At 64.4% G+C, this 21770-nt stretch carries 21 protein-coding genes; 7 read left to right on the forward strand and 14 right to left on the reverse strand.

Features of this window, described 5'->3' with window-relative positions:
* Positions 1–239 precede the first annotated feature (239 nt).
* The 7 genes from RHIBR816_RS38330 to RHIBR816_RS0111010 all read right to left on the reverse strand — a co-directional run bounded on the left by RHIBR816_RS38330 (position 240) and on the right by RHIBR816_RS0111010 (position 8309).
* Positions 240–395, reverse strand: a complete 156-nt coding sequence (locus RHIBR816_RS38330; RefSeq protein WP_018236590.1) for a hypothetical protein — start codon at positions 393–395, stop codon at positions 240–242.
* Positions 392–919, reverse strand: coding sequence for a hypothetical protein (locus tag RHIBR816_RS38335; RefSeq protein ID WP_245262575.1), 528 nt, complete (start codon positions 917–919; stop codon positions 392–394). The genes RHIBR816_RS38330 and RHIBR816_RS38335 overlap by 4 nt, the downstream gene beginning before the upstream one ends.
* A complete protein-coding gene (locus RHIBR816_RS38340; RefSeq protein WP_245262576.1) occupies positions 855–1322 on the reverse strand; it encodes a hypothetical protein in 468 nt (155 codons plus the stop codon). The genes RHIBR816_RS38335 and RHIBR816_RS38340 overlap by 65 nt, the downstream gene beginning before the upstream one ends.
* A 162-nt stretch (positions 1323–1484) precedes the next feature.
* Complete coding sequence (locus tag RHIBR816_RS0110995) at positions 1485–3554, reverse strand: membrane protein (RefSeq protein WP_018236591.1); 2070 nt, start codon at positions 3552–3554, stop codon at positions 1485–1487.
* Between the two features lie 7 nt (positions 3555–3561).
* Positions 3562–6375, reverse strand: a complete 2814-nt coding sequence (locus RHIBR816_RS0111000) for a DUF4159 domain-containing protein (RefSeq protein WP_018236592.1) — start codon at positions 6373–6375, stop codon at positions 3562–3564.
* Complete coding sequence (locus RHIBR816_RS0111005; RefSeq protein ID WP_026186866.1) at positions 6372–7292, reverse strand: DUF58 domain-containing protein; 921 nt, start codon at positions 7290–7292, stop codon at positions 6372–6374. Before RHIBR816_RS0111005 ends, RHIBR816_RS0111000 begins: the two co-directional genes overlap by 4 nt.
* Before the next feature lie 3 nt (positions 7293–7295).
* On the reverse strand, positions 7296–8309 hold the full coding sequence (locus tag RHIBR816_RS0111010) for a MoxR family ATPase (protein WP_026186867.1): 1014 nt from the start codon (positions 8307–8309) through the stop codon (positions 7296–7298).
* 252 nt (positions 8310–8561) lie between these two features.
* On the opposite strand from RHIBR816_RS0111010, the gene RHIBR816_RS0111015 reads away from it, so the two are divergent.
* Genes RHIBR816_RS0111015 through RHIBR816_RS0111025 form a run of 3 tightly spaced genes read left to right on the forward strand, consistent with a single transcriptional unit; the run spans position 8562 to position 11070 of the window.
* Entirely contained in the window at positions 8562–9185 is a 624-nt protein-coding gene (locus tag RHIBR816_RS0111015) for a DUF1285 domain-containing protein (protein ID WP_018236595.1), read from the forward strand.
* Entirely contained in the window at positions 9182–9814 is a 633-nt protein-coding gene (locus RHIBR816_RS0111020; protein ID WP_018236596.1) for a CoA pyrophosphatase, read from the forward strand. Before RHIBR816_RS0111015 ends, RHIBR816_RS0111020 begins: the two co-directional genes overlap by 4 nt.
* The gene (locus tag RHIBR816_RS0111025; RefSeq protein ID WP_018236597.1) at positions 9811–11070 is read left to right on the forward strand and encodes a CCA tRNA nucleotidyltransferase; all 1260 of its coding nucleotides are present in this window, start codon (positions 9811–9813) and stop codon (positions 11068–11070) included. The genes RHIBR816_RS0111020 and RHIBR816_RS0111025 overlap by 4 nt, the downstream gene beginning before the upstream one ends.
* A 19-nt stretch (positions 11071–11089) precedes the next feature.
* On the opposite strand, the gene RHIBR816_RS0111030 is transcribed toward RHIBR816_RS0111025, so the two are convergent.
* Complete coding sequence (locus RHIBR816_RS0111030; RefSeq protein ID WP_026186868.1) at positions 11090–11275, reverse strand: DUF1059 domain-containing protein; 186 nt, start codon at positions 11273–11275, stop codon at positions 11090–11092.
* A gap of 303 nt (positions 11276–11578) precedes the next feature.
* On the opposite strand from RHIBR816_RS0111030, the gene RHIBR816_RS0111035 reads away from it, so the two are divergent.
* Positions 11579–12121, forward strand: coding sequence for an adenine phosphoribosyltransferase (locus tag RHIBR816_RS0111035; RefSeq protein ID WP_018236599.1), 543 nt, complete (start codon positions 11579–11581; stop codon positions 12119–12121).
* 39 nt (positions 12122–12160) lie between these two features.
* Here the strand turns inward: RHIBR816_RS0111035 and RHIBR816_RS0111040 are convergent, their stop codons facing one another.
* From RHIBR816_RS0111040 to ychF, 3 genes are read right to left on the reverse strand one after another with little or no spacing between them, the layout of a single operon-like run.
* Entirely contained in the window at positions 12161–12631 is a 471-nt protein-coding gene (locus tag RHIBR816_RS0111040; RefSeq protein ID WP_018236600.1) for a MaoC family dehydratase, read from the reverse strand.
* Complete coding sequence (locus RHIBR816_RS0111045; protein WP_018236601.1) at positions 12628–13080, reverse strand: MaoC family dehydratase; 453 nt, start codon at positions 13078–13080, stop codon at positions 12628–12630. Before RHIBR816_RS0111045 ends, RHIBR816_RS0111040 begins: the two co-directional genes overlap by 4 nt.
* A gap of 52 nt (positions 13081–13132) precedes the next feature.
* On the reverse strand, positions 13133–14236 hold the full coding sequence (gene ychF, locus RHIBR816_RS0111050) for a redox-regulated ATPase YchF (RefSeq protein WP_018236602.1): 1104 nt from the start codon (positions 14234–14236) through the stop codon (positions 13133–13135).
* A 176-nt stretch (positions 14237–14412) separates the two neighbouring features.
* Here ychF and clpS point away from each other — a divergent pair, with 176 nt between their 5' ends.
* Positions 14413–14724: an ATP-dependent Clp protease adapter ClpS gene (gene clpS / locus RHIBR816_RS0111060; RefSeq protein WP_026186869.1), complete on the forward strand. Its 312-nt coding sequence runs from the start codon at positions 14413–14415 to the stop codon at positions 14722–14724.
* A gap of 42 nt (positions 14725–14766) precedes the next feature.
* On the opposite strand, the gene RHIBR816_RS0111065 is transcribed toward clpS, so the two are convergent.
* Complete coding sequence (locus tag RHIBR816_RS0111065) at positions 14767–15870, reverse strand: LysR family transcriptional regulator (protein ID WP_018236605.1); 1104 nt, start codon at positions 15868–15870, stop codon at positions 14767–14769.
* Positions 15871–16370: 500 nt separating this feature from the next.
* Here RHIBR816_RS0111065 and RHIBR816_RS0111075 point away from each other — a divergent pair, with 500 nt between their 5' ends.
* Positions 16371–19409 carry a calcium-binding protein gene (locus tag RHIBR816_RS0111075; protein ID WP_018236607.1) on the forward strand — a complete coding sequence of 1013 codons (3039 nt, stop codon included), beginning with the start codon at positions 16371–16373 and terminating at the stop codon, positions 19407–19409.
* A gap of 114 nt (positions 19410–19523) precedes the next feature.
* Positions 19524–19727 (forward strand): hypothetical protein, encoded by a 204-nt coding sequence (locus tag RHIBR816_RS0111080; RefSeq protein ID WP_018236608.1) that lies wholly within the window; start codon positions 19524–19526, stop codon positions 19725–19727.
* A gap of 337 nt (positions 19728–20064) precedes the next feature.
* On the opposite strand, the gene pth is transcribed toward RHIBR816_RS0111080, so the two are convergent.
* Positions 20065–20784, reverse strand: a complete 720-nt coding sequence (gene pth / locus RHIBR816_RS0111090; RefSeq protein WP_018236609.1) for an aminoacyl-tRNA hydrolase — start codon at positions 20782–20784, stop codon at positions 20065–20067.
* A gap of 185 nt (positions 20785–20969) precedes the next feature.
* A complete protein-coding gene (locus RHIBR816_RS0111095; RefSeq protein WP_018236610.1) occupies positions 20970–21704 on the reverse strand; it encodes an ABC transporter substrate-binding protein in 735 nt (244 codons plus the stop codon).
* Between the last annotated feature and the right edge of the window lie 66 nt (positions 21705–21770).

Consider the following 21770-nt stretch of genomic DNA (forward strand, 5'->3'; position numbering starts at 1 on the left):
GGCGCTGGGCCCCTTGCCGCAGTCAGGCGCTTTTCTTCCTCCTCGTCATCCTCGGGTCAAGCCCCATACGCGCTAACTTAGTTGTCGATGCGCAATGGCGCGTCGCCTTCGCGGTGGCTCGCGCAGTCGATGCAGCAACCGGTCGATGGGGATCGCCCGGATAGGCCCGTGCAAGACGGCGATGGCGATGTTGGTGATGGCGATGACGACGAGGCGCCAGATCGGCAAGGTGGATCGCTTCAGGCGGCCAGGGGGAGAAAGTCCGGCGCCTCGGGATCGAGGGCCGGCAGGTCGTCCTCGGCCAACAGGGCGGCCAGCAGGGCGGTGTTGATCCACAGGCGGGCCAGGTCGGCATCCTTTGCGCGGAGGTCTTCCAGTCCCACCAGTGACTTCATGCGTTTGAAGGCCAGCTCGATCTGCCACCGCAGGCGATAGGTCGCGGCGAGCCTGCCAGCGACGTCAGCAGCACCAGATGGCCGGCCATCTCGATGCCGGCCTGGCTCGGTTGGTATTGCGCCTTCGAGGCCGCCCGGCGCGCCGCCCGCCTGGCCTTCTCGGCCGCCTCGGCCGGCAAGGGCAAGATCACCAGCCGCGCCGCCACTTCGGCCTTGGACTTGCCGTCCTGGACCCGCACGGCGCGATCGAGCCCGCCCTTCTCGCCCGCTTCGCGGCAGAGGGTCAGACGATCCAACGGCTGGCCGTTGCCGTCCAGCAGGCGCGGATAGTTCGAAGGGGCGCGGACGAGAAAATCGGCCCCGGCCGCGACCACCTGGGCCAGATCGGTCGCCTTGGCGTGGGCACGGTCGGCGATGCGAAGCTCGCCGGCCTTGGCGCCGCGCGACAGCCGCTCCGCCTCACGGCGGTCGCTGACCTGCACCGAACAGAGCTGCAGCCGCGACAGGTCGAACACCGTGTGCACCAGCCAATAGTCCCGCTTCGGCCCGGGCGGGTGCCACAGCCGTAGCGTCAACCGCCATCAGCCGCAGTTCGCCGGCGACGCCGGTCAACGCCTCGGGGCAGCGCTCGGCAAGCAGCGCCGCAACCAAGCCGCCCACCCAATCGGCGCTGCCCTTCAGACGCTTGAGCATCGCCACGTCGGACATCGACGCCAGCGCCCGCTGCTCGGCCCAGGCCGCCAGGGTCCGCAGCGAAAACCCGCCCAGCACATAGGCAAAGCATAACCGCAACAGGTCGACTGCCCCGCCCACCTGCCGCTTGCGAAGCAGCGCGCCCGCCTCCCGCGCGCTCGCCTCCAACGCTTCCGCCGAGCCCAGTCGTCCGACCAGCTCGTCCCAATCCAGCGCTTGCAATGATTCGCTCATCACCACGGTGAATCATCTAAATCCATCACCGTCAAGTCTAAGTTAGCGCATATGGGGTCAAGCCCGAGGATGACGAACAGAGAGGAGGTTTGCAGCGTGCAAGTCCAACGGGAGCAAAATTCCGCCGGAGGCAGGGCGCGAGTTGACTTCGTGACTCCCCTCTCACCGTCCCTCGCGGTACCACATTGCTGAGATCAGGAAGAGCAGGGCGGCGAGGCCGAACAGGCCGGCGAACAGCGACAGCGAATTGACGCCCTTGAGCACGGTTTCGTCGGTCATGCGCAGCGATAGGCGCTGGTCGTCCGCAACACGCACGGCCCCCCGGACCGGCAGGATCGAGGGCAGGTCGACAGGGCCATCCGCATCCGCGAGACGGCGGACGATGCCCTTGGTCTTCTCCGCCCAGGGCTTGAGCCTTTCCTCGGTCGAAATCGCCGCCTTGAACTCCGGCGCATCGGCATTGCCGACATGGACGAGCGTCGTCAGCTCGTCATTGGCGACTTCGAAGAGACCGATTTCGTCGGTCTTCACCTCTGCCTTGTAGAGGCCCGGTTCACGTTCAGTGAGGCCTACCTCCTGTGTTCTGCCGGAAGGGTAGGTGAGTGTCGCCTGGCCGGGGTCGCCTTCGATCGTCTGCCGGGTGATTTCCAGCGTCCGCCCAAGGGCGCGCGCAGTCAGCGCTTCTTCCTCGAGTGCCGGTTCCTGCATCAGCCAGTGGGCGGTGCGCCGGTAAAGCGAGACATGCGGCCCGCCGCCCTCGAAGCCACGCGCCCAGAGCCAGCCCTGGTCGGAGAGCAGCATGGCGACGCGTCCCTTGCCGACGCGGTTGAGGACAAGCAGCGGCTTGCCGTCCGCCGCCTCCATGACGGTCTGGCCGAGCGGCCGGTCGACGTCCACGGTGCGGAACCAGCGTCCCCAGCCGGGCGGCTCGCTCGCGGCGCCTTCGAGGCCGCGGGTCACCGGATGCTTGCGGCCCTCGTCGGAAAGCCGCGGGAAGAAAGCCTTCTCGTTCATGACGCCGGTGGGGTTTGCGGGCAGCACCGCGGACAGCGGGGTTGCCGCGATCGAGTCGTCGCCGGCATGTTCTGGCCCCGCCGCAATCAGCAGTGCGCCGCCGTTCTGCACGTACTGGGCGATATTGTCGTAGTAGAGAATGGGCAGCACGCCGCGGTGCTGGTAGCGGTCGAAGATGATCAGATCGAACTCGCTGATCTTGTCGACGAAGAGCTCGCGCGTCGGAAAGGCGATGAGCGAGAGTTCGTTGATCGGCGTTCCGTCCTGCTTCTCGGGCGGCCGCAAAATCGTGAAATGCACGAGATCGACGGCGGCATCGGACTTCAGAAGATTGCGCCAGGCGCGCTCGCCGGCATGCGGTTCGCCGGAGACGAGGAGGACGCGCAGGTTCTCGCGAATGCCATCCAGCACGTGAACGGCGCGGTTGTTGACCTCCGTCACTTCCCCTTCGATCGGGTTCACCGCGAACTCGAGAATGTTGTTGCCGCCGCGCGGCACGGTAAAGCTGAACGGGACGTCCGTTCCCGGTTCGACATGCTCCGTGGCGATCTCGTTGCCGTTGAGACGGATCGTCACTTCGGCACCGCCGCCCGCGGCCGTGCCGTCGTCCACGACGCGGAAGGTCAGCTTCTGCTGCTCGCCGACGATGCCGAAGCGCGGTGCGTTGACGATCTCGATGCGCCGGTCGACTTCGTCCGGCTTGCCGGTGATCAATCCGTGGATCGGCGCCTCGAAACCGAGCTTCTGGTTGACGTCGGGCACGTCGTGAATCTGGCCGTCGGTGATGAAGATGGCGCCGCCGACGCGGGCGGGCGGCACGTCGGCGAGCGCCGTCGAAAGAGCGCCGAAGAGCCTTGTCGAGGGCGCCTCGCTCTCCTCGCCGTCCTTTGCCTCGACGACGCGCGTCTCTATCTGCGGGAAGCGGGCGAGCCGCTCCTGGAGGTCGGCGAGTGCCTTGTCGGTCTGCTCGCGCCGGCCGGCATTGTCCTGGCTCTGGCTGCGGTCGACCACGACGGCAACGATGGTCGAAAGCGGCTCGCGCTCTTCCTGGAAAAACACCGGATTGGCAAGCGCAAGGCAAAATGCCGTGAGTGCTGCGGCGCGGAGCCAGGCGCCGCGAACCCCTCGCCAGATGCCGAACGCCGCCAGGGCCGCTGCAATGAGCGCGAGGGCGGCAAGGTAGGGCCAGGGAAGGAGCGGTGAAAAATCGATCGTCATCGCTGCCTCATTGCCCGAGCCGCTCGAGCAGGGCCGGGACGTGTACCTGGTCGGCTTTGTAGTTGCCGGTCAGCATGTACATCATGATGTTGACGCCGGAGCGGAAGGCATATTCGCGCTGCATCTCGTCCGGCGGGATGGTCGGCAGCAGGGCGACGCCGTTCGTGTCCACCGCCCAGGCCCCGGCGAAGTCGTTGCCGGTGATCATGATCGGCGTGACGCCGTCGCCGGAACGGGCCGGCCGATTGCTCGGCTCGTCGCGATTTTCGAACTGCGCCTCGATCCACAGCGGACTGCCGGTGTAGCGACCGGGGAAGTTCGTCAGAAGGTAGAAGGCCTTGGTCAGGACGTGGTCGGCAGGCACTGGCTCCAGCGGCGGTATGTCCAGATTGGCCAGAATGGCCTGCAGCCGCTCCGTGTTCGGGCTGGTGCCGCTCGAGGCGGCGCCGAGCGAGGAGAACTGGTCGCGCGTGTCGAAGAGGACGGTGCCGCCGGCGCGCATATAGGCGTCGATACGGCTGACCGCTTGCGGGCTCGGCATCGGTGCGCTCGCCGAGACCGGCCAATAGATGATCGGATAGAGGCTGAGCTCGTCCCTCATGATGTCGAGGCCGACCGGCGCGCCGGGTTCAAGCGTCGTGCGGTAGGTCAGGAAATCGGTCAGGCCGCGAAGCCCGCTCTCCGAGAGCCGGTCGACCTCGTCCTCGCCGGTGACGACATAAGCGAGATGGGTCGTGTCGAGACGTTCGAGTATGCGCTCATCATCCGGGCGCGTGTCGTCTGCAGAGGCCTGCTGCGGCGTGAAGAGGGCGCCCGCGGCAACCATCAGGACCAGCACCGATGCGGCGCGTGCCATGCGAAGACGAGAGAAGGCGCCGCCCATGAACAGCACGATGACGGCATCGGCGATGAGCAGGAGCAGGGCCAGTGTCAGCAGGGCGGGTTTCAGCGACCAGCTCTCCGCCCGAGTGAGCCTTTCGACGATGTGCGGCCCGGCAAGAGTCATGTCGATCGGTTTGAGTTCCGCGTCGCGCGGCAACAGGTTCAAGGCCGTAAACCCGTCCTCGGAGCCGTAGAGACCGGGCGGGTTGTCCGGCGTGGTGACCGGCGTCTTGCCTGGTTGGACTTCCAGCGGGCGGGCATTGCCGGTTTCAGCAACCAGCACGCCGTCGGCATTGAGGAGCCGGAAAGGCGCCAGCGTGTGCGCCTGCACCGCCTTGCCTTCACCAGCGACGCCGCCGCTGCGCGAAAGCTGGACGCTGCGGCGAAGCATCTCTACGAAATGCCCGGAAATCGGCAGGTTCGACCAGGTCGCCTCGGCGCTGACATGGAAGAGGACGATGCGGCCATTGCTCCGCGCCGATGTCGTCACCAGCGGCGTGCCGTCGGCGAGGTTTGCCCAGGTGCGTTCGACCAGATCTGCCGTCGGCTCTGCCAGAACCTGCCGTTTGACGAGAATATCGCTCGGCTTCGCCATGCCCGCGAAGGGGCTGTTGGCCGGATAGTCGGCGAGCGGCTGCGGTTCCGACCAGGAGAGCGCGCCGCCGAGCGCCCGTTCCCCCTGCCGCAGGGTCACCGGCACAAGCGGATCGTCTGCGGGTGCGGCGGCAAGCCGCGGGCCGGCGAAGCGGATCAGCATGCCGCCATTCTCGATCCACTTCGCCAGCAGCGGATAGGTTTCCTCGGGCAATCGACCGATGTCGGCCATGATCAGAACCGAGGGACGCTGTTCCAGGAGTTCGGGAATGGCGACGGCGAGATCGGTCTCGCGCGGTTCGATGAGATCGGCATAGGGGGTGAGCGCGCGGTTTATATAGTAGAGCGGCGACAGAAGCGGTTGCGAGAGGTCGCGCGCCTCGCCGCTCAGGAGTGCGACGCGGCGCCGGCGGAATCCGTCGTCCAGGAGATGGGTGGCGCCGGCGGTGGCGGCACCTTCGATGCCGATGCGGGCGAAATCGTTGCGCAGCTCAAACGGGGCTTCGATCGTTCCCTTGGCGACGGCTGCGCCCAGGCCAAAATCGATCGCGCCGTCGGCGATGGCACGGCCGCGGCTGTCGTAAGCGACGATCGAAAGGGACCGGCGGTCGTCCGTTTTGAGGCGGGTCGCCGTCACCGACATGCCGATCGACTCATTGCTCGTGCCGGTCAGTGCCACCGCCTGACCGCCGTCGGCCTCGATCACCCGGATCTCGGCTGCGCCGATTTGGTCCAGCGCCTCCATGGTCTTGGCATCGGCCGGTTCGATGCCGTCGGTAACGAAGGCGATCGTCCCGGGCGGGCTGGTGTCAAAGGCCGTCTTCAGCGCCGCAAGCGCCGATCGGCGATCGGCGGGAAGCGGCTCGGGCGCGGCGGCGGCGAGCCGCGTGCGTGCTGCGGCCGCGGATGCCGGTGTCGCATCGTGCTGGCGATCGCCGGTGAAAACGATCGAAACGGCGAGATCCTTCGCCTCGGCATCGTCGATCAGCGCCGACGTAGCCTCGACCCTTCGCTCCCAATCGGGCGCGGTTGCCCAACTGTTATCGATCATGAGCGCCAACGGACCGGAGGAGGCAAGCGTGTTGCTGCGGGGATTGAAGACCGGGTCGGCGATCGCGAAAATCACCGCCGCGGCCATCAGCATTCTGAGCAGCGTCAGCCACCAGGGGCTTTTCGAGGGCGTCTCCTCGCGCTTCATCACCGAGGCGAGGATGCGCAAAGGCGGGAACACCTCCGCCGCCGGCCTCGGCGGCATCATGCGCAGAAGCCACCAGATCACCGGCACGGCGACAAGCGCCGCCAGTATCGCAGGGTTGGCAAAGGCGAAGGCCAGGCCGCCGATCATAGCTGCCCCCCGTGTGTCGCGCGGGTGGGCATTCCGGAAAGATACATGTGAACGGCGACGAGGGCTTCCGACGCCGGCCGGTCGGTCCGATGCGGAATGAAGGTCCAGCCTACATGGCGGAGGCTCTCGCCGAGGCTGTCGCGGCGGGCGCGATAGGCGCGCTGGTAGTCCTCGCGCAGGATCTCGGCGCGGCCTGCCGTCAGTTTTTCGCCGCTTTCCGGATCGGTGAATTCGGTGCGGCCCGCATAGGGGAAGACTTCTTCGGCGGGGTCGGCGATCTCGACGACATGCCCGCGCAACCCCCGGCGGGCGAGCGGGCCGAGTCTACCCATCACCTCGTTGGCCGGGTCGAGAAAGTCGCCGATCAGGACCAGATCACTGGCGCCACGGATCATGCCGGTCTCAGGCAGGCCTTCGCCAAGCGGGCTCAGCATGATCGCCGTCGCCAGGCGCTCGGCGGCGTTGCGGGCGGAAACCGGCTCCATCACGCCTGGGCAGCCGATCCGCTCACCGGAGCGGGCGAGGATCTCGGCCAGCGCCAGCATCAATACCAGTGCGCGGCTTTCCTTCGAGACGGCGCCGAGCGTCGACTTGTACATCATCGAGGGCGAAAGATCGGCCCAAAGCCAGATCGTGTGTGCCGCTTCCCATTCGCGGTCGCGAACATAGGTGTGATCGTCGCGGGCGGAGCGGCGCCAGTCGATGCGCGACAGACTTTCGCCCTGGCTGTAGGGACGGAACTGCCAAAAATTTTCGCCGATGCCGCGCTTGCGGCGGCCGTGCCAGCCGGCGATCACCGTATTGGCGATGCGACGGGCCTCGACAAGGCAGTCGGGGACGAGCATCGCACGCTGTTGGGCGCGCGACAGGACTTCTCCGGACGGTGTACGCGCGACTGTCTGCCCGATCGAGGCCATAGCCTATCCCTTGGCTCGCTTCACCAGTTCGGCGATGACGTCGCGAACCGTCATGCCCTCGGCGCGGGCGGCGAAGGTCAGCGCCATGCGGTGCTGCAGCACGGGTTCGGCAAGCGCGAGGATATCGTCGATGGAGGGCGCCAGCCGGCCGTCGTAGAGCGCGCGGGCCCGGGCACAGAGCATCAGAGCCTGGCCGGCGCGCGGACCCGGTCCCCAGGCGACGTTCTTGTCGGTGGCCGGATTGCCGTTACCGGGGCGGGCGGAACGGACAAGCGACAGAATGGCATCGACGACCTTCTCGCCGACCGGCATCTGGCGAATGAGGTTCTGGAGCTGCTGCAGGCGCTCGGCATTGATGACGGGACGGGCCTCGGCCTCCGTGACGCCGGTCGTCTCCAGCAGGATCTGCCGTTCGGCGGCGAGCTCAGGATAGCCGACATCGACCTGCATCAGGAAGCGGTCGAGCTGGGCTTCCGGAAGAGGATAGGTGCCTTCCTGCTCGAGCGGGTTCTGGGTCGCGAGCACGTGGAAGGGCTGCGGCAGGTCCTTGCGGGCGCCGGCGATGGTGATGTGATACTCCTGCATGGCCTGCAGCAGCGCCGATTGGGTGCGCGGCGAGGCCCGGTTGATTTCGTCGGCCATCAGAAGCTGGGTGAAGATCGGGCCGGGGATGAAGCGGAAGGAGCGGTGGCCGGCCTGATCCTGGTCCATGACTTCTGAACCGAGAATGTCCGAGGGCATCAGGTCGGGCGTGAACTGAATGCGGCTGTTGGCGAGCCCAAGGACGGTCCCGAGCGTGGCGACGAGCTTGGTCTTGGCGAGGCCGGGCACGCCGACGAGCAGCGCATGGCCGCCGGAAAGCACCGCCAGCAGCGTCTGTTCGACCACGCTCTCCTGGCCGAAGATAACCTTGCCGACCTCCGCGCGGATGAGGGCGATTTCGCCGAGAGCCGCTTCCGCAGCAGCGACGATCGCCTTCTCGTCGGCCGCTTCGGCCGCGCCCTTCATAACACTCATCGCCTGTCTCCCGCTCCTGCGTGGCGAACCGATTCGGCCTTACCCGGCATTCGGCTTCCCTTTTTTCAATTTAGACCCTGGCAGACGGCTGACAAGCCGCCCCCAACGCACTATCTCGTGAGCTTCAGGAAGCCCTGAAGCATTCCGGCTTCTCCGCCAAGCGCGACGTTCGGTCAAGATGCTCGTAACCGGTGACGAACATCGCATCGACGTACTTTCCAAGGCAGGATTGGGGCCAAACGGGACAGAACGATGGCAGAGACCAAGATTGAGCAGACGAGCGACGCGGCGGGGCTTGCCGCGCTGATCGCGCGCGCTGCCGGCCAGACAGGCGGCGAAGCAAAAGGGTTGCCGCCGGTCGAGCGCTGGAATCCGCCGTTCTGCGGTGACATCGACATGGAAATCCGCTCCGATGGAACGTGGTTCTACATGGGCACGCCGATCGGCCGGCAGCCGCTGGTGAGATTGTTTTCCACGGTGCTCCGCAAGGACAACGACGGCAGGACCTACCTTGTCACACCGGTGGAAAGGGTCGGCATCCGCGTCGCCGATGCGCCGTTCATCGCCGTCGAGATGAGTGTGACGGCCAGGGATGGCGAAACGGTACTTACCTTCCGAACCAATGTCGGCGACGTCGTCGAGGCCGGACCGGAGCATCCGCTGCGCTTCGTCATCCACGGCGACAACCGCGAGCTGAAGCCCTATCTGCACGTGCGCGGCCGCCTGGAGGCGCTCGTTTCCCGGCCGGTCATGTACGACATCGTCGAACTCGGCGAAACCGTCCCGATCGACGGCATCGACATGTACTGTGTCCGGTCCGCAGGAGCGGTCTTCCCAGTCATGCCGGCAGCCGAACTGGAAGCGCTGTCTCGATGAGTCACCCGCTTTTTTCCGCTGACGAGTTTCGCCACCGTGCGCTGAGGCAGGCGGGCGGTCCAATCGAGACCGCCTGGCGCGATCACGGCGACTTTCTCCTCAACCCCGGCATCGTGCCCTATCTCGAGTCCCTGCATCTGAAGGATGCAGCGGTGCTCGTGCCGGTGGTCGACGATGGCGACGATGCAAGCGTCATCTTCACCCAGCGCACCTCGCATTTGCGCAAGCATTCCGGCCAGATCGCGTTCCCCGGCGGCGCCGTCGATCCCGAAGATCATTCCATCGAGGCGGCGGCGCTCCGCGAAGCGCAGGAGGAGATCGGCCTCGATCCGCGGTTCGTCGAAACGATCGGCCGCCTGCCGCACTACATGGCGATGTCCGGCTTCCGCATCACGCCGGTGCTTGCCGTCGTCCAGCCGGGATTCGAACTCGCGCCAAATCCCGAAGAGGTCGAGAGCGTCTTCGAGGTTCCGCTCTCCTTTCTCATGGACCCCGGCAATCACGGGCGGGGCAGCCGCCACTGGGAGGGCGCGGAACGGCATTTCTACCGGATGCCCTATGGCGAACGGAACATCTGGGGGATCACCGCCGGTATCGTCCGCATGCTCTACGAAAGGCTTTATGCATGACTTCCATCGCCGCCGAGCCCTGGTTCCGGGCTCCATCGCTCAGCCGCGTCTTCGAGCTGTTGAACGCCGCCGGCGGCGAGGTGCGCGTCGTCGGCGGCGCCGTTCGAAACAGCCTCCTCGGCTTGCCGGCCGGTGACGTCGACCTCGCCACGACCTGGCGTCCGGAGGAAGTGGCGGAACGGGCGAAGGGCGCCGGCATCAAGGTGGTGCCGACCGGCATCGACCACGGCACCGTCACGCTGGTGATCGACGGAATTCCGTATGAGGTGACGACGTTGCGCCGCGACGTTGCGACGGACGGCCGCCGCGCCGAGGTGGCCTTCGGCACCGATTGGAAAGCGGACGCGGAACGCCGCGACTTCACGATCAACGCCCTCTATGCCGACGCGAAAGGCGAGATTTTCGACCATGTCGGCGGCTTACCCGACATCCAGAGCCGGACTCTGCGTTTCATCGGCAGCGCCGCCGAGCGGGTCGCGGAGGATTACCTGCGCATCCTGCGATTCTTCCGCTTTTTCGCGCATTACGGCCAGGGCAGGCCGGATGCGGACGGGCTCAAAGCCTGTGCACAGGCGCGCGCGAAACTAGCAACGCTCTCGGCCGAGCGCGTCTGGGGCGAGATGAAAAAACTGCTGGCCGCAGAGGATCCGGGCCGAGCGCTTCTGTGGATGCGCCAGGCAGGCGTGCTCGGCGAGGTCCTGCCTGAAACCGAGAAATGGGGTATTGACGCCATTCCGGGTCTGATTGCCGCCGAGAAGATCTTTGCCTGGACGCCGGAGCCGCTTCTGCGGCTGGCGGCAATCGTTCCGCCCGATGCCGCGCGGCTCGAGGCGATGGCGGCCCGATTGCGCCTTTCGAAAGCCGAAGGGGCCTTCCTCGCCCGGTTTTCCGAAGCGCCAGCCGTTGCGGCCACACTTGCGGACACCGCGCTCGCTCGGGAGCTCTACCGCCAGGGGTCGGAAGGCATCATAGCCCGACTCAAGCTTTCGCTCGCTTCGGCTCGCCGCAAGTCGGAAACGGATCCGGCGTTCCTGGCTGAGACTGCCGCCTTTCAGCGGCTGTTGGCGCGTGCGGAAAAGTGGCAGCGTCCGGTCTTCCCGCTGAACGGGGCCGATGTCCTGAAGGCGGGCGTCCCCGCCGGGCCGAGGGTCGGGGAACTGCTGACCGAGCTTGAAAATTTCTGGATCGACCGCAACTTCAATGTCGACCGGGCGACGCTGGTCGCCCGGCTCGAATCGCTGGTCGGTTCAGGCTGACCGACAGCGCGTTGTAGGATTACGCGGCCTGGGTTTCGTCGACGATGCGAGCCTTGATGTTGTCGACCATGTTTTCGCGAATGACCGTCTCGCCGTGCGTGTCGCGCATGTGCTCGATAACGCGACGGACGATTTCCGCATCGTTCTCCGCGCGGGTGTGCCAGGCGCAACCCGGGACAAGCGAACCGCATTCGAATAGGCGCATGGTGTTCTCCTTCCTCTGGATCAGCATGCTTTCGCATCGCGCCAAAAGCATCGTGGTTGCTTCCAAGAAGTGGAGCGGGACGGGCGGAGGACCGCCGACACCTTGCCTCTCCCGCTCTGGTCGTCATTGTAATTTGAGCACAGCCGCGGCCGGGACCTGCCGACAGCTAAGCGTAACATCAACTAGCGGCCGGGCCAAATTGTTCCAGGCGCTCACCGCTCAAAGAAATTCCTGTGAACATGCCGTTCGATGGTGCTATGGCTTTGCCATCCTCAAGACTTCCATAAAGGCCGTTTCCACACCATGAACGCTGTTCAATCGGAACTGACTTCCGCCATCCGGAGCATTCCTGACTATCCGAAGCCGGGCATCGTCTTTCGCGACATCACCACGCTGCTCGGCAACCCGAAGACGTTCCGGCGGGCGATCGATGAACTTGTCCACCCCTATGCCGGAACCAAGATCGACAAGATCGCCGGCATCGAAGCGCGCGGCTTCATCCTGGGCGGCGCGATCGCGCACCAGCTTTCGGCCGGCTTCGTGCCGATCCGCAAGAAGGGCAAGCTGCCGCATGAAACGGTCCGGATCGCCTATAGCCTGGAATACGGCGTGGACGAGATGGAGATGCACAGAGACGCGATCACACCCGGCGAAAAGGTGATCCTGGTCGATGACCTGATCGCCACGGGGGGGACCGCCGAGGGCGCCACCAAGCTCTTGCAACAAATGGGCGCCGACATCATTGCCGCCTGCTTCATCATCGACCTGCCGGAGCTCGGCGGGCGCAAGAAGCTCGAGGCGCTCGGCGTCAAGGTCCGTACGCTGATCGAGTTCGAGGGCCATTGAGGGAGACGAAGGCAAAGGCAAAGGCTCCCCGCCGGTCTCTCACGTGAATTCGATCACCTTGCTTTCGAAGCGGATCACCGGCTCGCCGTGCTGGTTCTCGCCCTCGCAAAGGATCGCGTTGATTCGCCAGCCGGGGCGGGAGGCGATGGCGCGCGATTCCAGCAGCGTGACGGCATAGGCCACGGTATCGCCTGCATAGACCGGCTTCAGCCACTTGAGCGCCCGGAAGCCGGTAGCAGGTCCGAGCCGCGGCGCGTGCAGTCCTTCTGCCGCGAGGCGCCGGACCTCACCCGTCCAGAAGCGGATGAAGCACTTCATCCAGCCGGCGCAGGTGTGCCAGCCGGAGGCGCAAAGACCGCCGAAAAGCGAGTCCCTTGCCTTCTCCTCGTCGAGATGGAAAGGCTGCGGATCGAAATCGCGCGCGAAGCGGATGATGTCCTCTGCCCCGAATGTCAGGCTGCCGATCGTGGTCTTGCGGCCGGCCGCATAGAGTTCCTCCAGCGTCATCATGGCCGCCGGCCCTCTCGGCGTCGAAACATGATCGAGCATTCGGAGACGGCGACGGCTTCGTTGCTCTGATTGCAGATCTCGTTGCGAAACTTGACGATGCCGAGGCCGGGCTTTGACTTGGACGGGCGCGATTCCAGAACCAGGCTGAAACCGGAAAGCACGTCGCCCGTCAGCACGGGCTTCCTCCAGTCCATGAAGTCGATACCGGGCGAGCCCTGCGAAGACGAATGGCCAAGGAAGGCATCGATCATCATTCGCATGCCGATGGCGCTGGTGTGCCAGCCGGAGGCGGCAAGGCCACCGAGAATGCTTTTCCGACCTGCCTCTTCGTCGAGATGCATCGGCTGCGGGTCGAACTCGCCGGCGAAGGCGATCATATCTGCAGCCTGCATCTGAACGGGCGCATAGTCAAAGCGCCGCCCCGGCGTGAAATCCTCGAAATAGAGCATGCCCTCTCCATGCAGCCGGAAGGATGCGACGATAGAACCGCACCCTTACACGTCACGTGTTGAAGCGGAAGTGGATCACGTCGCCATCCTGGACGACATACTCCTTGCCTTCGTCGCGCGCCTTGCCGGCTTCCTTGGCGCCGGTCTCGCCGCCAAGCGATACGAAGTCGTCATAGGCGATCGTGTTGGCGCGGATGAAGCCGCGCTCGAAGTCCGAATGGATGACGCCGGCCGCCTGCGGCGCCTTGGTGCCGCGCGCGATGGTCCAGGCGCGCGTCTCCTTGGGGCCGACGGTGAAATAGGTGATGAGGTCGAGCAGCTTGTAGCCCGCCCGGATCAGCCGGTCGAGGCCGGCCTCTTCGAGGCCCAGAGCGCCGAGGAATTCCCTGGCCTCCTCTTCCGGCAGTTGGGCGACCTCGGATTCGATCGCGGCGGAGATGGTAACCGTCTCTGCACCTTGGGCCTTGGCCATCTCGGCGACGGCGCGGGTGTGTTCGTTGCCCGTTGCGGCGTCTGCCTCCGCGACGTTGCAGACGTAGAGCACCGGGTGGGCGGTGAGGAGGTTGAGCCCCTGGAGGATGCGCAGTTCCTCGGCATCGAGCTTCGGCAGCAGGGTGCGGACCGGCTTGCCTTCCTGCAGGAGCTTCAGCGAGGCGTCCATGATCGGAAGCTGTGCCATGGACTCCTTGTCCTTGCCGATCGCACGCTTGCGCGTCTGTTCGGTGCGCCGCTCGAGGCTTTCGAGATCGGCGAGCATCAGCTCGGTCTCGATCGTCTCGGCGTCCTCGACCGGATGGATGCGGCCCTCGACATGGGTGATGTCGTCATCCTCGAAGCAGCGCAGCACGTGCACCACGGCATCCACCTCGCGAATATTGGCGAGGAACTGGTTGCCAAGGCCTTCGCCCTTTGAGGCGCCGCGCACGAGGCCGGCAATGTCGACGAAGGAAATGCGGGTGGGGATGATCTCCTTCGATTTGGCGATGTCGGCAAGCTTGCGCATGCGCGCGTCAGGCACGGCGACCTCGCCGGTGTTCGGCTCGATCGTGCAGAAGGGATAGTTCGCCGCCTGCGCCGCCGCCGTCTTGGTCAGCGCGTTGAAGAGGGTGGACTTGCCGACATTCGGCAGCCCGACGATACCGCATTTGAAGCCCATGGCCTAAACCTGTCGTTCTTGAATTTCTTGGGCGTGGCTATGGGGGAAAGGAGCGGGGCGGTCAAGCGCTTCGCGCGCATTGGGTGGAACTTGGCCGGCTTCGACTTGAACGCCGACGCCGCAGGCGCGATACTGGATTTCGGCCCATCGCATGTCATCAACGGGTGAAGTTTCCGATGAGTGACAATGAAGTTGCCCCAAAACGAAAAACGAGAGTGAAGCCCAAGCTCGAGCGGCCGCGGCTCCATAAGGTCATCCTCGTCAACGACGACTACACGCCGCGCGACTTTGTGGTGATGGTGTTGAAGGCCATTTTTCGCATGAGTGAGGAGGCCGGCTACCGGGTGATGATGACCGCCCACAAGCTCGGCACGTCGGTGGTCGTGGTCTGCGCCCGGGACATAGCCGAGACCAAGGCCAAGGAGGCGACCGATCTCGGCAAGGAAGCCGGCTACCCCCTGATGTTCACGACCGAGCCGGAAGAGTAGGGCCTGCGATCAATCGAGCAGAGGCTAGGAACGGTCGAAATCTCAAAGGTCCGCGGCGATTTTCTGTGCGTCTGGTGAGACGTGCAGCGTTGCCGGGCTTTTGTTGGACGCGACGCGGGCGGCGATGCCGTCGTCGCTCCGAGTCGTTTTCGTCGGCTCGTTGGTGTCGAACGGGCATCCTATCGAGAGCGCGGGGTTGGTGCGCGTGCGCATCTTCGCATCGAATTCATCCCGGACCCGCACGATTTGCCGGCGCAGCCATTGATGTGCAGGATCGCCATCGTGGCGGGAGTGCCAGAAAACGTTAATGTTCGTCGCGGGAAGCGGCACGGGCGCCTCGTAGATCTTCAGCCCCAGATGGGTGGCCATCAGTTCCGCGAATTGCCGAGGAACCGTGGCGAGATGCAGGGAATTGGCGGTCGCGATGGCAACCCCCAAAGTGTGGGGCAGGGTTAGCGCCACGTGCCGCTTGCGCCCGACCTTGGCGAGTTCGGCGTCGACGACGCAGTTTAGCACACCGGCGGACGACCGCGCCACGTGGTGGAACTGGCAAAAGAGATCAAGGGGGATCGCTTCGCGCGCGGCAATACCTGCCGCCGCGATCCCGGGATGTTTGGCTGAAGCCACCACGACATAGGGTGCCGCCAGCAGCGGCATGCTCGACACCCAATCAGGGACATTGAGTTCGGTCTCGAGGGCGATATCCACCGCGTCTTCCTGGAGCAGGCGCTCGGCGTTTCCCAAGGCACTATCGACGAGATGAAGCGAAATCCCGGGCGCTTCTTCCGCGCAGCAGCGGGAGAGCGCGGACATCGCCATGACGGAGAATATGTCCGAGCCGAGAAGCGTGAACCGCCGTTGAATCGTCGCCGGGTCGAAGTGTCTGCGCTTGTGCAGAGCGAACTCGATCTTGCCCAGCGCGTCGCGGACGGGGGAGCCGAGCTCCAGCGCGCGCGGAGTCGGAATCATGTCATTGCCGCGGCGGATGAAGAGCTGGTCATCCAGGAGGTCGCGTAGCCTTTTCAGCGCCGCACTGACCGCAGGCTGGCTAAGACCGATCTGGTCGCCGGCGCGGGTTACGCTGCGCTCGCGGATGAGGGCGTCGAAAACTCGCAGAAGATTGAGGTCGAACGCATTCAAATTCATCGATGTGCCCCATGCGGCCGCAATTCTTGCCGGACCGATCCCGAGAATAGCTATCCTGTCAAACGGCAAATGACCAGACGCACAGAAGAGGCAGCAAGTTCAATAGCCAGCGCACGTCGGTGGCAATTCTGAATGGACCTGCAGCCCAGCCGTTTCAGGAGCCTGTATCGCAGTTCCCCGTGCATCCCCTGTTTCCACGGGTACAGGCGATCGGTCAGATGGGAAGGGTCGGCCCGGCCAATTGCTCGGCATGCCGGACGGCAAGATGATGCCGATCTTGATGGGCTGCATTTACCGCGTGGATCGAGCCCATATGAATATTGAATTTCACAAACGGCCGATCGGTTTCTAAACCCTACGTCCGACACGACTCTGATGACACGACCGGACGGGCTGCTTCACCTTGTCCGGACCGCCCAGCCAGAACTGAAACGATTCCAAGCTGCCTCGCTGCGCGCGGCGAGCAGGTTTCTTGCGTCCATTGTAGAGGGAAGAAGAGAATGGCAACCAATCCAGGCACCGACCAGCAGGACTTTATCCTCGGCACGGACACGGCCGATACCCTGTCCGGCGGCTTCAGCTCCGATCAGATATTCGGGCTCGCCGGCGATGATGTGCTGTCCGGCGGTTTCCAGAATGACACGATCAACGGTGACGTCGGGAACGATGCAATCAGCGGCGGTTCCGGCTCCGACAACATTCAAGGCGGAGCCGGAGCCGATTCGATCAATGCCGGCACCGGCGACGATATGGTCATGGCTTTCGACTTGGCTGATGGCGACGGGGACGTCGTTGATGGCGGATTGGGATTCGATACGTTGGCGCTTATGTTCGAGGAACGAACGACCGCGCTCACCTTCGTCGCGCCGGATCCGATTGGGCAATCGACGCTTGCCGGCGGAATCAAGGTCACCAACGTCGAGCAGTTTATGATTGTCGGGACGAATTTCGCCGACACGATCGCCGGCGGCCGTTGGAATGACTTCCTCAACGGCGGCGGTGGAAACGACACGCTGAACGGCGGCATCGGTCGAGATATGCTCGACGGCGCCGACAGCGACGACACGCTCAATGGCGGCAACGGCTCCGACATTCTGTCTGGCGAAGCCGGCGCGGACACGATCAATGGCGGCTACGGCAATGACATGGGCGATGGCGGCGACGGCAACGACAAGCTTTTCGGCGAGGCCGGTAACGACAATTTCACCGGCTTCAACGGGGACGACGCGCTGTCGGGCGGCGACGGCGATGATATGCTGTGGGGCGATGCCGCCTTCAACCTGACCGTGAGCGGGAACGACACTCTCGATGGAGGGAGCGGAAACGACACTCTTTACGGCGGCTTAGGTCTCGACAACGTCATTGGCGGAGACGGCAACGACCGCGTCGGCGTCACGATTGGCCACGGCCGGGACACCATCAACGGCGGCGCGGGCACCGATATTCTCGAAGTCCTGAACCTGAGCGGCACCTTCACCGCCAAGGCGTCCAATCTCTCCAATACACTGTCGGATGGCACGACCTTCATCAACATGGAGGCCTATTCGCTCAACAGCGGTATAGGCAGTTCAACCGTCGACAACTGGACCACGGGTGACGGCAACGACACGATGGTCGCGTGGGGCGGAAACGATACGCTCACCAGCGGCAAGGGCAACGATTCGATCGATGCCGGGGTCGGCGTCGACATCGTCAACAGTGGCGACGGCAATGATACGATTCTGGTCGCAAACGGCGGCAAGGACACGATCAGGGCCGGTGCCGGCACGGACTCGGTCACCATCGTTCGGAGTGATGCGACCACCAACCTTACGTTTGCGATCACCGGCGTGACCGGCACGCTCAATGACGGCACAAGTGTCACCGACGCCGAGCACTACACGATCCATGCAGGTTCCGGCAGCGATACACTCACCGCCGGCGCGGCACTTTCCGTCAAGTTCTATGGCGCTAACGGCAACGACAGGCTCACGGGCGGAAAAGGCAGCGATTTGCTCGACGGCGGAGCGGGCAACGATACGCTTAGGGGTGGCGACGGCAACGACACGATCTATGACGACGGCGGCGCCAACACGATCGATGCCGGCACCGGCAACGACCTGGTGGACATCGAGATCGGCACAGGCACCGCTGCCAATTCGATCCTGCTGGGAACCGGCAACGACTTGGTGAAGATCAACTCGTTTCGCGGACTTACTGCCGGCAAGTTCACCGTCGACGGCGGCGCGGGAACGGACACGGTTTCGGTCAACCGCTCCATGGGCACCGCCAGTATGAGTTTTGTGGTGTCGCCAAACGCGGTGCTGACCAATGGCGACGTGACGCTCAAGAACATCGAAGCCGTGCAGATCTGGACGGGATCGGGCACCGACAGCCTGACGGGCGGCGCCCTCAACGATCTGTTCCATGGCGGCGCCGGAAACGACACGCTGAAGGGTCTTGCCGGCAACGACCGGCTCTATGGCGGGGTCGGAGCCGACCGGCTCGAAGGCGGTGACGGAAACGACACGCTTCAGGCGACCTACAGCACGCAGTTCGACACGCAGGCAGACAAGCTCTACGGCGGTGCCGGCAATGACAGCCTGCGCATCAACCAGGGCGACTTTGCCGATGCGGGCACGGGCACCGACCGCGTCTATGTCGATCTCGCCAACCAGGCGACCGGGGTAAGCTTTGCCTTCTCGAACGGCACCGTGACGGTCAATGCGGCTACCAAATTTACCGGCGCCGAAAGCCTGGAATTCTACGGCACCAGCGGCAACGACAGTGTCACCGCCGGCGCTCTCAACGACGTGCTCAAGGGCAATGGCGGCAACGATGCGCTGCGGGGCGGCGCGGGCGACGACCGCCTCGAGGATGGCGCCGGAAACGACAAGCTTTATGGCGACGCTGGCAACGACACGCTGATCCGCACCAACGACGTTGGCACCGATAGCTTCGATGGCGGCGCCGGCACGGATACACTGAAGTTCGGCTTCAGCTCCTCGATGTCGGTGAAGCTCGACCTTGCCAACAATGCCACCAATGGCGGCATGGCAAAGGGAATGACCGTGACCGGCATCGAGGTCGTCTATGGCTCGGCCCAGGACGACGACATTCGCGGCACGTCCGCCAACGAGACGTTTTTCGGGGGCGGCGCGGACGACTTCCTCTTCGGCGGTGCCGGAGACGACGTGCTCGAAGGCGGCGCGGCCGGGGATCTGCTGCAGGGCGGCACCGGCAAGGACCAGTTCGTGTTCCACAGCGACGGTTTTGGCACCGGCGACCAGATCGTCGACTTCACGCGCGGCCAGGATAAGCTCGTCATAGACCGCTCGGACTTCGGCATGGCGGCAACCGGCAATCCGGGATTTGTCGTCGGTGCCAACCCCGTAGCTTCGGGAACGGGTCCGCAATTCCTGTTCGAAACGGACAATGGCCGCCTCTGGTACGACCGCGACGGCACCGGCAACAATTATGACGCCGAGCTGATCGTGACGCTTGCGAATAGCAGCACGCACGTATCGACGCTGGCACTCAGCGACTTCCTGTTCGTGTGAGCTGTCGATGCCCCGTCGGGACTTCCTGGCGGGGCTTAGGCACCGCAGTGGACCTATGCGCCGTGCAATGTTGAACCGATGACCTCTCCCCTGCCTTGCGACGTAGTGCGGCCGATGACGCCCGAACGTTTTGTCGAATGCCTCACCAGCCTGAGATGGACCGCAATCGATCTCACATCGGCGCTGCAATGCCAACTCGCGTGGGTGGAGGCCATGGAGAGCGGTGAAGCGGAAATCCCCGAGGACCTGGCCCTGTGGCTTGAGCGGCTTGCGCGATGCCATGAGGCCGCGGGAACGCCCGCGGGCTATCGCATCTGAGTAGAGGCGGCGCTCCACCGGCAACATCCAGGAGGAAGACGGATGAGCGATTTTGGTCTCTGGTTTCTGCTCCTCGCTGCGACGCGCGCGTTCACGCTCACGCGTGCGCGACAAGTCTCTTGGAAAACGTCCTCTGATAGAAGAAGTCCGTCGGACTCAGAACAGTCGCGCAAATCCGCCGTCCGGGCACAGGAGGAGCAGGAGTGATGCCACGGACAGCACCTGGATCGGCGATCTAACGATAAGAAAATCCAGCAATCCAAGGTGCAGCGACCTTTGAGCGTGCGACGTTCGACGGCGCTGTCGACGCGGTGCCCTGCGGCCGGGGATCGTGCCCTCAGTCCCCCTTGGAGCCGAACATCTTCTTCAGCATCTCGGCCATCGGACCGGTTGTCGGCAGCTTCTTGGGTTGGGCGGCATTGCGGGCCTGGTGGATGTGGGATTTGGCGACCGGCTTCTTCGGTGCCTGCGGCTCATCCGCGTCGGACTTGCCGCCGGTGGCGAGGGCGATCTTGTTCATGAGCTGCGAATCCTCGCCCTTGACGAGCATGCCGGCATTCTCGGCGATGGTGTCGAGAAGGGCCGAAAGCCAGGCCTGATCGGCCTTGGCGAAGTCGCCGAGCACATGCGCATGCACGAGGTCCTTGACGCCGGGATGGCCGATCCCGAGGCGCAGGCGGCGGTATTCCTTGCCGCAATGCGCGTCGATCGACTTGATGCCGTTATGGCCGCCATGGCCGCCGCCGGTCTTGATGCGCGCCTTGCCGGCCGGGAGATCCAGCTCGTCATAGATGACGACGATGTCCTTCGGCGCGAGCTTGTAGAAGCGCATGGCTTCGCCGACCGCTTCGCCGGAAAGGTTCATGAAGGTCTGCGGCTTGATCAGCAGGACGCGCTCGCCGCCAATCTCGCCCTCGGCGATCTCCGACTTGAACTTCTTCGACCAGGAGGAGAAGCCTTGGCGTCGCTGCATGGCATCGACCGCCATGAAGCCGATATTGTGGCGGTTGCCGGCATATTTCGATCCCGGATTGCCAAGTCCCGCGATGATCAGCATGCGGCGAACTCCTGATGCTTCTGCTTCGACGGGATGCCCATGCGGAGAGGCGAGGTTTCTTGCTCCTCATCCCGCTGCTGCGACCTTCTCCCGTCTTGACGGGGAGAGGGTCAGGGTGAGGGGCAATTTTCCGCCGTAGCCCGTCGCTCAACCCAAAATCACCCCTGGACCGGCCGAGTCAATCCCTATTTCGCCGCCTGCCTTATGCCTGCCGGGCGAATGCCGTAATGCTCGAAAATCCGGTCCTGGACTCCCTGGGCGATCAGATGGTTAAGCTTCGTCTGCATGCCGGCTACGATTTCGTCGGGCATGTCCTTGTGGCAGGCAATGCCATATTGCTTGCCTTCGAGCACGAGTGCCGCCTCGACGGGCTTGCCGTCGGCGCGCATCGTCTCGAAGGTCTTTTCCGAGGTCATCATCAGGTCGACGCGACCTGCGATCAGCTTCTTGAGCGTCGAGTCGAGATTGGCGGCATAGTCGATCTTCTGAAAGCCGTGTTCCTTCAGATAATTGGCGGAAAAGTCCTCGCGTTGCGTCCCGACGATGAACTCTCTGGCCTCATCGAGCGACCGCGGCCTGGTGGCCGAATCCTTGCCACGCACCATGATCATGTGGTCGACGAGAAGCGGCTCGATCCACTTGAACTTCTTGTCCCGTTCGGTGTCGTGGCCGGTCGTGAAGACGCAATGGAAGGGCTCCTTTTCGGCAAGCGCAAAGGCGCGCGCCCAAGGCAGCACCTCGATCTCGTAGGGGAGCTTGACGGCCTCCATGATCAGGGCGATCTGGTCAACCGACGCGCCGCTTGGGCCTTTGTCGGTCGAGAAATTGTAAGGCGGATATTCCTCTGTGACGAAATGGATCGTCTCTGCGTGGGCGGCGGCGGAAAGACCGAGGAAGAATGCCAGGATCAGTTGCTTCACGCCTTAACTCCTTGTTGCCTACTCCTACAGCGCCGCGCGTCTGATCAGACGCGCAAAGGTCGCTGT

The organism is Ensifer sp. BR816, assembly GCF_000378985.1.
Classification (GTDB): Bacteria; Pseudomonadota; Alphaproteobacteria; order Rhizobiales; family Rhizobiaceae; genus Sinorhizobium.